The organism is Paraburkholderia sp. FW306-02-B, assembly GCF_058782725.1.
In genome coordinates, this window is the sequence record NZ_JBYSXZ010000002.1 from 1,369,355 (window position 1) to 1,382,569 (window position 13,215).

Annotated in this window: 9 protein-coding genes and 2 pseudogenes; all 11 read left to right on the top strand. The window is 62.0% G+C overall.

Annotated elements, in window-relative coordinates; all coding sequences use genetic code 11:
* The first annotated feature begins 277 nt into the window (after positions 1-277).
* On the top strand, positions 278-1,528 hold the full coding sequence (locus AC3WOG_RS27270; RefSeq protein ID WP_492580971.1) for an NAD(P)/FAD-dependent oxidoreductase: 1,251 nt from the start codon (positions 278-280) through the stop codon (positions 1,526-1,528).
* Positions 1,529-1,553: 25 nt separating this feature from the next.
* On the top strand, positions 1,554-2,723 hold the full coding sequence (locus tag AC3WOG_RS27275) for an ABC transporter ATP-binding protein (RefSeq protein ID WP_492580972.1): 1,170 nt from the start codon (positions 1,554-1,556) through the stop codon (positions 2,721-2,723).
* Positions 2,724-3,608, top strand: coding sequence for an ABC transporter permease (locus AC3WOG_RS27280; protein ID WP_492580973.1), 885 nt, complete (start codon positions 2,724-2,726; stop codon positions 3,606-3,608). It abuts the gene before it with no gap.
* Positions 3,605-4,411 carry an ABC transporter permease gene (locus AC3WOG_RS27285; RefSeq protein WP_492580974.1) on the top strand — a complete coding sequence of 269 codons (807 nt, stop codon included), beginning with the start codon at positions 3,605-3,607 and terminating at the stop codon, positions 4,409-4,411. Before AC3WOG_RS27280 ends, AC3WOG_RS27285 begins: the two co-directional genes overlap by 4 nt.
* 53 nt (positions 4,412-4,464) lie before the next feature.
* Positions 4,465-5,496, top strand: a complete 1,032-nt coding sequence (locus AC3WOG_RS27290; RefSeq protein WP_492580975.1) for an extracellular solute-binding protein — start codon at positions 4,465-4,467, stop codon at positions 5,494-5,496.
* A 79-nt stretch (positions 5,497-5,575) separates the two neighbouring features.
* Positions 5,576-7,615: a hydantoinase/oxoprolinase family protein gene (locus AC3WOG_RS27295; RefSeq protein ID WP_492580976.1), complete on the top strand. Its 2,040-nt coding sequence runs from the start codon at positions 5,576-5,578 to the stop codon at positions 7,613-7,615.
* A gap of 27 nt (positions 7,616-7,642) precedes the next feature.
* Positions 7,643-9,658, top strand: a complete 2,016-nt coding sequence (locus AC3WOG_RS27300; RefSeq protein WP_492580977.1) for a hydantoinase B/oxoprolinase family protein — start codon at positions 7,643-7,645, stop codon at positions 9,656-9,658.
* Between the two features lie 262 nt (positions 9,659-9,920).
* Complete coding sequence (locus tag AC3WOG_RS27305) at positions 9,921-11,453, top strand: ABC transporter substrate-binding protein (RefSeq protein ID WP_492582464.1); 1,533 nt, start codon at positions 9,921-9,923, stop codon at positions 11,451-11,453.
* An 85-nt stretch (positions 11,454-11,538) separates the two neighbouring features.
* A pseudogene (locus AC3WOG_RS27310) lies at positions 11,539-11,673 on the top strand (FAD-dependent oxidoreductase); the annotation flags it as partial.
* A gap of 65 nt (positions 11,674-11,738) precedes the next feature.
* Positions 11,739-12,458: pseudogene (locus AC3WOG_RS27315) on the top strand (IS6 family transposase).
* A 241-nt stretch (positions 12,459-12,699) separates the two neighbouring features.
* Positions 12,700-12,987 carry a GYD domain-containing protein gene (locus AC3WOG_RS27320; RefSeq protein ID WP_492580978.1) on the top strand — a complete coding sequence of 96 codons (288 nt, stop codon included), beginning with the start codon at positions 12,700-12,702 and terminating at the stop codon, positions 12,985-12,987.
* The last annotated feature ends 228 nt before the right edge of the window (positions 12,988-13,215 follow it).

The window sequence follows — 13,215 nt, forward strand, 5'->3', positions numbered from 1 at the left end:
TCATTGCCGGCTTTCCGGTCGTCCTGCGCATGTGCGACGACCTGTTTTTTCCGATTTTCTGAATGCTTGCACGCGCTAAATACGCGTGATAATTTGCGTTTCAACAATCATTTGGAACGACGTTCCACCATGCGGCACGAGTTGAAAACCGTGCATTGCTGATCCGTAGTCCAACGCAACCAGAGGCCCCACCGTGCCGACGCGCAACCAAGTGTTTTCCTCCGATTTCACCGACACCCCGTTCTGGTGGAAAGACTGGCGCCCGCACGACGAACTCATGTCCGAGGTTCCCCGCGACGTGGACGTGGCGATCGTCGGCGCCGGCTATGCGGGATTGTCGTGCGCGCTCGAATTCGCGAAGCATGGCCTGCGCGTGGCCGTGCTCGAAGCTGACGTGCCGGGCATCGGCGCGAGTACGGTCAGCGGCGGCCAGGTATCGGGCGGGGTGAACGTGGGCAAGGCGCCATCGGGCAAGAAGCTGGACAGCACCATATCGCAGCAGCGTCAACAGGCGCTGCTGCGCGAAGCAGCCGCGTCGTATGGCGTATTCGAAAGCATCCTCCGGGACAACGCCATTGAATGCTCCTATCTGAAGGCCGGACGCATTAACGCGATGTGGACCGACGCGCACATGAGCGCGTGGAAGAAGCGCATCGTCAACCTGAACACTTACGCGTCGGCGGGCGCAAGGATCCTCTCGCGCGAGGAACTGCGCAGCGAACTGGCGAGCGATATCTATGCGGGCGGCGTATTGCTCGAGCGCGCGGGCCAGGTCCATCCGTCGATGATGTTTGCCGGCCTGCTTGCCGCCGCACGCGGCGCGGGCGCGACGGTATGCAGCGAGTCCGCGGTCAGAAGCATCGCGCGCTCCGGGGCTGAATATCGGATCGAGACGTCGCGGGGGACGCTCGCCAGCCGGCACGTGGTGGTCTGCACCAACGGTTACACGGACGAATCGATGCCCGATCTGCAACGTCGCGTGGTGCCTGTCGTGTCGCACCAGATCGCCACCGAAGAACTTCCCGCCGACCTGCAGGCGTCGCTGATACCGAAGCGCCGCGGTGTCTCGGAGACGCGCCGCGTCGTCAACTACTACCGCTATTCGCCCGACGGCAAGCGCCTCCTGTTCGGCGGCCGCGCGCGCTTTTACAACCTCGGCCGGCGCCAGTCGGCCGCAGTCCTGCACGCGCAGATGGTCGAGCGATTCCCGCAGATGGCCGACGTCAAAGTGGCGTACAGCTGGGGCGGCACGGTCGCGCTCACGCTCGATTTCCTGCCGCATCTGGGCCGCACCGCCGATGGCATTTACTACGCGCTCGGCTGCAACGGCAGCGGCGTCGTGATGATGACTTACCTCGGCTACAAGGTCGCGCGCGTGATCATGGAAGGGCAAGCGCCCGAGAGCAGCGCCTACGGCACGCCGATGGTTACGCACGCCCTTTATCGCGGCAAGCCGTGGTTCATGCCGGCTCTCGGGAGCTATTACCAGATTCGCGACGTCATCGACAAACGCAGGCAGCGCGCCTGAGCGGCACGCACTAACCGGACTTTCCATGATGGCAAAAGCGCCCAGATCAACTTCGCAAGGTAACGCCGAACGTAGCGGACGCTCCGAGCGTCTGCTTCTCGACGGGGTGAGCAAGCATTTCGGCGCCGTCACCGCGCTCGAAACGATGACGCTCGACGTGTACCCGGGTGAACTCCTTGCGTTGCTCGGGCCATCGGGTTGCGGCAAGACGACCACGCTGAGGTTGATCGCCGGATTCGATCAGCCCGATACGGGGACGGTTTGCATTGGCGGTCGCGACGTCACTGGTTTGCCGCCGAACAAACGTGGCTTGGGCATGGTGTTCCAGAACTACAGCCTGTTTCCGCATCTGAGCGTAGGCGCGAATATCGGCTTCGGGTTGCGCATGGCAGGCGCACCGAAGGGTGAGATCGTAGCGCGCGTGAAGAAGATGCTGGAGACGATCCGCCTGCCTGGCATCGAGGCACGCAATATCGCGCAACTGTCGGGCGGCCAGCAGCAGCGTATCGCTCTGGCGCGGGCGTTGATCACCAACCCGTCCGTACTGCTCCTCGACGAACCGCTCGGCGCGCTCGACAAGAACCTGCGCGAAGGTATGCAATTCGAACTGCGCCAGATACAGAGCGAACTGGGCATTACGAGCGTGATGGTGACGCACGACCAGGAAGAAGCGCTGACCATGAGCGATCGTGTAGTCGTGATGGATCGCGGGCGGATCCTGCAGCAGGGCAGTCCGCGCGATGTCTATGAGCAGCCGCGCACGCGCTTCGTAGCGGAGTTTCTGGGCACGGCGAACGTGATCGAATGCGATGTGATCGAGCACCGGGCGCAGGCCGTTAAGCTCCGGCCGCACAAAAGCACAGCGGAGGTCGTGGTCCCGGTGCGCGATGTCAAGCTCTCAGGCGCGCGCGGTGAATTTGCGATCCGCCCCGAGAAAGTCGTGCTCGACGCGCCGCAATCCCATCATGTCCGCTTCGACGGCCGTATCGCGCAGCATGTGTTTCGCGGCGCGCACCACGCCTACCGGGTCGACGTAGCGGCGCTCGGGCGGCCGGTCTACGCGTACGAAATGGCGACCTCGTCCTCGGGCGGCGGTGCGCGTCCCGCGGGCGCTCAAGTGATTGTTTCATTCGACGCCGAGAACGCCGTGTTGCTGGATGCCGACGTCGAGCCTGCTTTGGCGAAGGCGGCGTAAATGCAAACTTTCGACGCCATCGCGGCGCAACGGATCGAGACGAAGGTCACGCAACGGCGCATGCGCGCGAGCCTGCTCTATGTGCCCGCACTCATCTTCCTATGTGTGTTCTTCCTTGCGCCGCTGATTGAAAACGTACTTCGCAGCGTGGCGCCCGCGCGTGAGAGCGGCGCCTTCAGCTTGCGCTTCTACACGAAGCTGCTGAACGATGTTTATTACCTCGGCGTCATTGGCGACACGCTCAAGGTCAGCTTCGTGACCACCGCGATTTGCGCGGTCGTTGGCTATCCGGTGGCGTATTTTCTCGTACGGCGCGCAGGCCGCTTCGGTCCGGTGCTGTTGTTCCTGCTCGTCGCGCCGCTGCTTACGTCGATCATCATGCGCACCTTCGGCTGGCGCATCCTGTTTGCGCGCCACGGCATGGTCAACGAGGCGCTTCAGGCGCTGCATCTGATCGAGCGGCCGCTGAACGTGCTGAACAGCGCGTGCTCGGTTTACATGGGACTGGTCCACGTGATGACGCCGTTCATGGTGCTGTCGATTACGCCCGTGCTGCAGGGTGTCGACCGGCGGCTCGAAGAATCCGCGCGCATCCTCGGCGCCGGTGCGGTACGCACCTTTCTCAACGTGACGCTGCCTTTGAGCATCGAAGGCGTGGTGACCGGGTGCATTCTGGTGTTCATGTTGACCAACGGCAGTTTCGTCACGATGCTGCTGCTCGGCGGCGGCCAGGTGGTGACGCTGCCCGTGTTGATCTTCCAGCAGTTCAGCCTGACACAGGACATCGGCTTTGCGGCGGCGATGGGCAACCTGCTGCTTTTCATCGTGCTGGTTTGCCTCTTCGTGCAGCAGCGGTTCGTGAGCGGCTGGGGAGCGCGGCCATGATCGCCGCGCTGCGCAGAGCGGGCGTCACGCGCGTGCCGCTGGCGCTCTATAACCTCCTGTTTTTCACGTTCCTGATTGCGCCGATCGTCGTGGTCGTGGTTGCGTCGTTCACGGCCGGCAACGCGATTACGGTGCCTTATCACGGGGTGTCGTTGCGCTGGTATCGGCGACTGATCGAATATCGCCCGTTCATCGATTCGCTGTTGACGAGCGTCTATCTCGCGCTCAGTTCGGCGTTCGTCGCGATCCTGCTGGCCGTACCTGCCGCCATTGCGCTCGGCCGCAGTCGCAGCGCCGTCGCCGCGGCGCTGACGACCTTCCTGCTCGCGCCTGTCGCGATTCCCGCGTTGGTCATCGGCTTCTCGCTGCTTTATTTTCTGTCGAGCCTCGGCATCGGCGTGTCGTTTGTCGCGCTCCTGATCGCACACGCGGTGATCTCTGTGCCGTACGTGATGCGCACCGTGCTCGCGGTCTATCGCAACGTCGGCATCAACTTTGAGGAAGCCGCCGCGGTACTTGGTGCGAGCCGTTTGCAGCGCTTTTATTTCGTGACGCTGCCGCTCATCAGTCCAGGCGTATTCGCAGGTGCGCTGTTCGCCGTGCTGATCTCGCTCGACAACCTGCCGGTTTCTTACTTCTTCGGGACGGCCAACGTGACGACGCTGCCTGTCGTGATGCTGTCGTACCTGCAAAACCAGCTCGATCCGGCGATTGCCGCGATCAGCACCGTGCAGATGCTGATTGCAATTGGCCTGTTACTGGTAGTCGAACGCACCTACGGACTGCGTGCGCTCAATGCATGAAGCCACCGCATGAATCTACCTTCACCGCTTTCACCGCTTGCCACGAGGCACCAATGAGATCGAGCCGGACTTTCACCTTAAGCGCCGCATTCGCTATCGCCGCAGCCTTGCCACTATCCGCGTGCGCCGCCGACCTGACCGTCACCGCATTCGGCGGGTCGTGGGAAAAGGCGTACCGCACCTGCTTCGTGCAGCCGTTCGAGAAGGCGACCGGTAAGTCCGTCGACGTCGTGCTTGGCAATCCGCTGCAATGGGTCAACCAGGTGGCGGCGAATCCCTCCGGGCCGCCTATCGATGTGATCGTCAGTACGCCAGAGGCTGCGTACAAGGCGATGTCGCTGAATCTGCTCGACCCGGTGACGGCCGCCGACGTGCCGAACGTCGCCCAACTCGATCCGCGCCTCGTGGCCTACCGCAAGGGCTACGGCTTTCCCATCACCTTCGGCGATTTCGGCCTGATGTACAACACGAAGACCGTGAAGAATCCGCCGAAGACGTGGAAGGAATTCGTCGACGGAACCGTGGCCGGCAAGTGGCAGGCGGCGCTCCCCGGCATTGCGTATGTTGCAACGCCGCCGGGTCTGATCGCGCTTTTCACGAAGATCTATGGCGGATCGAGCACGAACATCCAGCCGGCGCTCGACCAGATCAAGCGCATGTCGGCGAGTGGCAACGCGACGTTCTACAGCGACCCGAACACGCCGCTCATGTCGATGCGCTCAGGCGATGTCGATATCGCGATGTACTACGACGGCCGGGCCTGGGCCGAGCATGACGCGAACAATGCCGACATCGGTTTCATCAGTCCGTCGCCGGGCTCGGTGGCATTCCCGAACATGGCGCAGAAGGTGAAGAACGGCTCGCCGCTCGGCCGGCAGTTCCTGAATGAACTTGCGTCCGCCGACGGTCAGAGCTGTTTTGTCAACGCGATGCAATACGCGGCATCGAACCGTAATGTGAAGTACGACGCGCGCGTGGCGCCACGCATCGCCACAAAGGACAAGTCGATCTGGGTGGAGTTCGAGCAGGTCTCCGAGCATTCGCAGCAATGGATCGAGCAGTGGAACAAACAGATCGGCCACTGACAGGCCTTGTGACGCGCGACTGTCAATGCAGTCCACGCGTTCAGACGCATCATCATTTTCGACAGGCAAGGACAAGGCAATGGGTTTGAGAATCGGAGTGGATATCGGTGGCTCGTTCACCGACTTTGCGGTGCTGGACGAAGCGACACGAACCATACGGACCCTGAAGGTGTTTTCGCGTCCGGACAGTCCGGGCAGAGAGGTGCTCGCGGGAGTGGACGGGCTGCGGGAGCGCTACGGCATCGAGCCGCGCGAGGTGGTCTACTTCACACACGGCACGACGGTTGGCGTGAACGCGGTGGTGCAACGCAAGGGGCTGAAGCTCGGTCTCGTCACCACGCGCAACTTCGAGGACGTACTCGACATCGCGCGGCTGAAGATCCCCGACATGTACCACCTGATGTCCAACCGGCCTGCGCCGCTGATCCCGCGCGACCGGGTGTTCGGTGTGGTTGGTCGACTGACGGCAGAAGGCGACGAGGAAACGCCCGTCGACGCGACAAGTGTGCTCGATGCGGTACGCGGCATGCAGGCGGCAGGCTGCGAGGGCGTGGTCGTATCGCTGCTGCATTCGTATCGCAACCCGGTGCACGAGCAGCAGGTGAAGGCGATCATCCAGCGCGCGATGCCGGGCCTGTTCGTCTCGTGTTCGCACGAGGTCTGGCCGATCATCCGTGAATACGAACGTACCGTGACGGCGACCATCGGCGGTTACGTTCAACCGCGCGTGTCGAACTACCTGACCAAATTGCAGGCGGCGTTGGCCGAGAGCGGTATCGGCGCCGACCTTAAGGTCACCAAGTCGAACGGCGGCGTGATGAGCGCCGAGCACGGCAAACTGAACTGCGTGCAGATGATCCTGTCCGGCACGGCCTCAGGCGTGATCGGCGCGGCGTATCTCGCGAAGCTCTGCGAGGTGAAGGACTGCATGAGTCTCGACATCGGCGGAACGACAGCGGATATCGCACTTATCGTGGATGGCAAGCCGCAGTACGCGACCGGCGAATATATCGGCGACTTCCAGATTCATATTCCGTCGGTATCCGTGTCGTCGGTCGGCGACGGTGGCGGTTCGATCGCCTGGGTGGACGAGTTCGGCGTGCTCAAGGTCGGACCGGAAAGCGCGGGGTCGAGCCCGGGCCCGGTTTGCTATGGTCGCGGCGGAACCCGCCCGACTATTACAGACGCATTTGCTGCGATCGGCGTGCTCGGCAGCGCGGCACTCGGCTACAACGCGGTGAAGGTGGACGTCGACGCGTCGCTACGTGCGATCGAACCGCTTGCACGGCGCCTGGGACTCGGCGTCTATCAGACCGCGGCGGCGATCATCGAGGTGTCGGTTTCCGGCATGTACGCAGGAGTGAGCCGCTTGAGCTCGCGTTTCGGTATCGATCCACGGACCTTCTGGCTGATGCCGTTTGGCGGCGCGGGACCGATGCTCGGCTGCTTCCTCGCACGCGCATTGAACGTACGCAATCTGCTGGTTCCCACCACGCCGGGTGTGCTGAGCGCGCTCGGCGGTCTGATCGCCGACACGAAGAACGACTTCGTACGGACGACCTACTACCCACTCGAGCGCACCTCCCTCGCATTGCTCGAGCACGACCTCGCGCTGCTCGAAGCCGATGCGCGCGCCTGGGTGATTCGCGAAACCGGTACGGACGCAACGGCCGAAATCGTGGTCTCGGCCGATATGCGTTATCGCGGGCAGTCGTTCGAAATCGATACGCGGCTTGGGGCAGAAGCGATTACCAACGGCGATATCGAAGCGATTGCACAGGCCTTCCATCGCGAGCACGAACGCCTTTTCGGCCACAGCGACGACAAATCCGCGATTCAGGTGGTCGCGCTCAGGCTCGTCATTACCGCGCCCACGCCCAAGCCCGAACTGCCGAACATCGCGGTGGGCGAGGGTGCGCCGCAAGTGGACTCTGAGATCGATGTCTACCTCGACGGCGCGTGGCGCCGCGTACCGCTTTACCGGCGCTCCGCACTGCTGGCGGGACATCGGTTTCCGGGTCCCGCGATTGTTGCGCAGGACGACACCACGACCTGCGTGCTGCCGGGTTTCAACGGCTGCGTGGACGAATACGGCAATCTTTTTCTTGAAGCCGTTTGAATGGCCGACTGACCTTGGAAACGTACCATGACATTCGATAAATCCGTCCTCCAGATCTTCGCGAACTACTGTGTCGCGGCCGCTGAAAGCATGGCCTATACGCTCGTGCGCACCGCACATTCCGCGTTCGTGAAGGAAACGGAAGATTTCTCCTGCACGTTGATGAACACTCGCGGCCTTACGTTCGCCTCACCGAAAACACTGGGCGCAACGTGGTATCCGGGACTCGACTTCGGCGCGGTGATCGGCATGATCGATCACTACGAACCGGGCGACATCTGCATGACCAACGACGCGTACAGCGGCTATGTCGCGACGCACACGCCCGACGTGATGATGTGGAAGCCGGTGTTTTTCAATGGCGAGATTGTCTGCTATGTCGGGGGGCATATTCACAATACCGACATGGGCGGCGCGGTGCCGGCGTCGCTGTCGCGCACCCTGACCGAGATCTATCAGGAAGGGATCCGCTTTGCGCCGACCAAGATCGTTCGCGCGGGCGTGCTCGACGAGACGCTGCTCGAACACATGGCCATCAACGTTCGCGCACCGGAGCAGAATCGCGGCGACCTGAAGGCGCAGATCGCGATGCTGATGACCGGCGAACGCCGTGTACTGGAGATCATCGAGCGTTTCGGGCTCGATCAGTTTCGCGCCGGTACGGACGCACTGCTCGACTATTCGGAGGAGCAGGCGCGCACCATCGTGCGAAGCATGCCGGACGGCGAGTACTTCTTCGCCGAATACGCCGACGAGGATTCGGTCAACGGCAAACCGTTGCGCGTGGCGCTGACCTTGACGGTGAACGACGGTTCGCTCGTATTCGACTTCACCGGCAGCGACCCGCAATTGAATTCATCGCTGAATATGCCCACAGGCGGTAAGGAACGCCATGTCCTTGCACTCGTCGGGCTTAACTACGTGCTGTATTCGCTCAATCCCGATCTGCTGCTCAACGCCGGGATGTTGAAGGTGGCGCGCTGCATCATGCCCGAAGGCACGATCATGAATTGCGTTCCGCCGGCTGCGGTCGGAATGCGCAGCCTGACCGCGAAGGTCGCGCAGTACGTCACGTTCGGCGCGTTCTCCATGGTATGTCCCGACCGCTTGCCGGCCTGTCCGGCCGGTGGCATGTCGATCATCAACGTGAAGACCGTGGACCGCCACGGCCGCACGGTGATCGCATCGATCGGGCCGGTGGGCGGCGGCGCGGGCGGCATGGTTTCGGCAGACGGGTCGGATGCGTCCGGTGCGAACGTCGCGTTCCTGCGCAACACGCCGGTCGAGATCAATGAAGCCGAAGTGCCGATCCGCATCACCAGGTATGGTGTCGTCCCCGGCAGCGCGGGCGCCGGCAAATACCGTGGCGGGCTGGGAACCGTGATGGAATTCAGAGTGTTCTCGCCCGGCACGCTGGTGACGGCGCGCAATCGCGACCGTTCGCGCTTCGCCTCGTGGGGGGTGCTCGGCGGCAAGGCGGGCTCCGTGTCACGATTTACCCGCAATCCCGGACTCGATAGCGAGGAAGATCTCGGCGTGACGGACCTGGTGATGTGCGGTCCCGGCGATGTCATCCGCCTCGAAGGATGCGGCGGCGGCGGCTACGCTCATCCTCACGAGCGCGATGCGCAGAAAGTGCTCGAGGACGTGCGGCGAGGCTATCTGTCCGTTGATCAGGCTCGCGAACTGTATGGCGTCGCGTTGACTGGCGAAGCGATTGACGCCGCACTGACAGCGCAGTTGCGCGACAAGGCGAGAAGCGTAGCGGAACGGTCCGCAGCGTCTCATTTCGACTATGGCGCGGAGCGCAACGCCTATGAAGCGAAATGGACCCGCGAGCGCTACGACGCGTTGACAGGCATTCTCTCGCGCGCGCCGGTGGTATGGCGTCATTTCCTGAAGCACAAGATCTTCGACGCGCTCGACGCAAGGGAAGCTGCCGGGACGCTGACGGCGGGCGCGGGAATCGTCGATGAACTGTATGACGAAGTCCTGAGGCGCTATCCGCAGTTGCTCGACGTACAGGTGCCGGTCAGTGCCTGATGCGGATAGCAAACGCGGACGTCTTCAGCGCCTCATTGACGACCATGCAAATTGCAGCGTTGGCGATGCAAGAACAGGTGATTTATGCCGTCTGGCAGTTTTTGTCGGCGTTTTTCGCGGATTCTGCAAGCATACGATGCTGCTAAAGAGACGCGAAAAATGTCGCCTCGCCGCGTCCCGAACGTTCTTTCCGATCCTTTACCACTGCGGAGCCATTCACGTGAAAGATGAAACGAAAAACGGCGGCATCAGCCGCCGCGACATGATGCGAGTGTTGGGCGGCACTGGCATGATGGCCGTCGCCGGCGGCGGCCTGCTCACGGCCGCGTCTACCGCGCTGGCCGCCGACGTGCCGAAGAAGGGCGGCAGCATCCGCGTGGCCTACGACGCGGGTTCCGTATCCGACACGCTTGATCCGGCGGCGGGCTCGACCGGCAGTGACTACATACGTTTCTTCATGTTCTATAGCGGCCTGACCCAGCTCGACGAGAGCCTGACGCCGCGCATGAACATCGCCGAGTCCGTATCGAGCACGGATGCAAAGACCTGGATCATCAAGCTGCGTCAGGGCGTCACGTTTCACGACGGCAAGCCGCTCGCGCCCGCCGATGTCGTCTATTCGCTGATGCGTCACAAGAACCCGCAAACGGCTTCGCGAGTGAAGACGCTGGCCGATCAGTTCGCCAGTATTACGGCGAGCGGGCCGAACGAAGTGACCATGACGCTCGATGTGCCGAACGCGGACCTGCCGGTGATTCTTGCGACGCCGCAACTGGTGATCGTCAAGGACGGCACGACGAACTTCAGCTCGGCGATCGGAACCGGCCCATACAAGCTCAAGAGTTTCAGGCCGGGCGCCGGCACGATCGGCGTGCGTAACGACAACTATTGGAAGTCGGGGCAACCGTACCTGGACCAGATCGAGCTGATCAGCATCAGCGACAACGCGGCCCGCGTCAATGCGCTGCTCGCGGGCGACGTGCACCTGATCAACTCGGTCGACCCGCGTTCGACGCGGCGCATCGCCTCGACGCCGGGATACGCGGTCCAGGAGACCAAATCCGGCCTTTACACGGACCTGATCATGCGTCGTGACAATACGCTCACGGGCAATCCGGATTTCGTGAAAGGCATGAAGTACCTGTTCGACCGCGAGCAGATCCGCTCGGCCGTGTTCATGGGCTACGCGGTGATCGGCAACGACCAGCCGATCCCGCCCGGTCACCGGTACTTCAACGCTTCCTTGCCGCAACGCAAGGTCGATCTCGACAAGGCCAAGTTCTACATGCAAAAAGCGGGCGCCGTCGGACCGGCCTTGCCGCCAATCTACGCGACCACTGATGCGAACGGATCGATCGAAATGGCGCAGTTGATGCAGCAAACGGCTGCAAAGATCGGCGTGAACCTGACCGTGAATCGCGTACCTGCCGATGGTTACTGGTCGAATCACTGGATGAAGCATCCGCTCGGTTTCGGCAGCATCAATCCGCGGCCTAGTGCGGACGTGCTGTTTACCCAGTTCTTCAAGTCCGACGCACCGTGGAACGAGTCGGCCTGGAAGGATCCCAAGTTCGATCAGTTGTTGCTGAGCGCGCGGGCTGAGACGGACGATGCCAGGCGCAAGCAGATGTACGGCGAGATGCAGGTGCTGGTGGCCGATGAAGGTGGGATCGGCATTCCGGCGTTCATCAGTCTGCTCGACGCGAACGACAAGCGCTTGAAAGGGCTTGGTTCGATCCCGACCGGCGCGATGATGGGCTTTTCGTTTGCCGAACATGTGTGGTGGGCCGCCTGACGACCGGCGTCACCAGGACGGGCCGCTCCGGCTATCGTGGCGCTCGTGAGGCCGGCTCGCGGCGCCACATTCAATCGAAATTTCAATGAAGCTTGATTCGTACTGGCTGGACACCGCTCCCGCATTCAAAGACGGTGCCCAAGGTCCCGTGGAAGGGCGCGCCGATGTCGTTGTCATCGGTGGTGGATTCACGGGTTTGTCGGCTGCCCTTGAACTCGCGGTTCTGATGCAAATAGGCTCGGCGATTCAGCTAAAGTAGTCAGCCTAACAAACTGGTGGCAGGCGATGAGCAAGCGGAAAGATCTGGAGGGGTTGTTCGATGGGTGGCATTTTGATCGGGGGATCATCATTCTATGCGTGCGCTGATACCTTCGCTACAAGCTCAGCCTGCGCGATTTGGTCGAGATGATGGCCGAACGGGGTTTGTCGCTGGTGCATACCACGATCATGCGTTGCGTGAAGCGTTTTACGCCGGAGTTTGTCAAGCGCTGGAATCGCTTGGGCGTGCCCACAGGGCGGTCATGGCATGTTGACGAAACCTACCTGAAGATTCGTGGCAAATGGGTTTATCTGTACCGGGCGGTGGATCGGGCCGGCCAGGCGGTGGACTTCATGCTCAGGGCAAAGCGCGACGTGAGCGCGGCCAAAGCCTTTTTCAGAAAGGCGATCAAACATCAGGGCCAGCCGCGCGAGACGATCACGCTCGATGGGTATGCCGCCGCGCACCGGGCGATGCGTGAGATGAAGGCCGATGGTCTGCTGCCTGAGTGCACGAAGGTCCGGTCCTCGAAGTATCTGAACAATCCGATCGAGCAGGACCATCGAAACATCAAGTCCAGAACGAACGTGATGCTCGGCTTCAAACGATTCAGGAGCGCCGCGACCGCGATTTCAGGCATCGAGTTGATGCATCGCATTCGCAAGGGGCAGTTCAATCTCTCCATTCCCGGGCTCAAAGATACCGCTGCGCCCGCCGTCTGGAATGCTGTCCTGTTCGATCAATAAGGTATCCATACCTATAGGAAACGTCTCGGCCAGTTCACCTATTTGCACCAAAGCCGGCACGGTCGTATCTCGGGACATCCCTTGCTCTGAAACGATACGACCCGCGAGTTCGGGCGCCAGGGACGTGGGGCACCACTATAATCAAGAAGCACGGGGGGCGCTCCCCCTTGATGGGAGGCTATTTTCCCTCGTGTGTCTGCCGTGCCCAGTTGTGGGTCAATTTTTTGTACGGAGGTATTCCATGGCCACGTACGTCATCCTTAGCCGTCTGTCGCCCGACGCGTTCAAAGATCCCAAAGACCTGAAACAGCTCGCCGCCACAGTCGCCGAGAAAATCAAGGCCGAATGCCCTGCGGTCACCTGGAAAGACAGCTATCTGACACTCGGGCGCTTCGATGTGGTGGACATCGTCGAGTCTGACGATCTGAAACAGCTCGAGAGAGCGGCATTGATCATCCGCGCCTGTGGACACGCCACCACCGAGACCCTGCAAGGGACCGCATGGAAGGAGTTCATCGCGACCCTATAGCGCGCCGGCCGAAAGCCGGCGGAACTTCCTCCCGGTGCGCACCCCCTGCCGCAAGCCACGCTCGACAGCAGTCTCCCGCCGGGTACGGCTGCCATGCCGCGATTCGCCTGCGCAATGCCGCTCGGCAAGCAATCCCGTGGAATGGCGGCGTCCCCGATGTTCATCGCGACCCGACCCCATAGCGGGTGCCGCTTCCCGTCACCGCCCAGGCAATCCCTATAGCACGAA

Bases quoted from the DNA above. Each gene is read 5' to 3' on its own strand.
- AC3WOG_RS27270 (WP_492580971.1), top strand. From the start codon at position 278: ATGTCCGAGGTTCCCCGCGACGTGGACGTGGCGATCGTCGGCGCCGGC.
- AC3WOG_RS27275 (WP_492580972.1), top strand. From the start codon at position 1,554: ATGATGGCAAAAGCGCCCAGATCAACTTCGCAAGGTAACGCCGAACGT.
- AC3WOG_RS27280 (WP_492580973.1), top strand. From the start codon at position 2,724: ATGCAAACTTTCGACGCCATCGCGGCGCAACGGATCGAGACGAAGGTC.
- AC3WOG_RS27285 (WP_492580974.1), top strand. From the start codon at position 3,605: ATGATCGCCGCGCTGCGCAGAGCGGGCGTCACGCGCGTGCCGCTGGCG.
- AC3WOG_RS27290 (WP_492580975.1), top strand. From the start codon at position 4,465: ATGAGATCGAGCCGGACTTTCACCTTAAGCGCCGCATTCGCTATCGCC.
- AC3WOG_RS27295 (WP_492580976.1), top strand. From the start codon at position 5,576: ATGGGTTTGAGAATCGGAGTGGATATCGGTGGCTCGTTCACCGACTTT.
- AC3WOG_RS27300 (WP_492580977.1), top strand. From the start codon at position 7,643: ATGACATTCGATAAATCCGTCCTCCAGATCTTCGCGAACTACTGTGTC.
- AC3WOG_RS27305 (WP_492582464.1), top strand. From the start codon at position 9,921: ATGATGCGAGTGTTGGGCGGCACTGGCATGATGGCCGTCGCCGGCGGC.
- AC3WOG_RS27320 (WP_492580978.1), top strand. From the start codon at position 12,700: ATGGCCACGTACGTCATCCTTAGCCGTCTGTCGCCCGACGCGTTCAAA.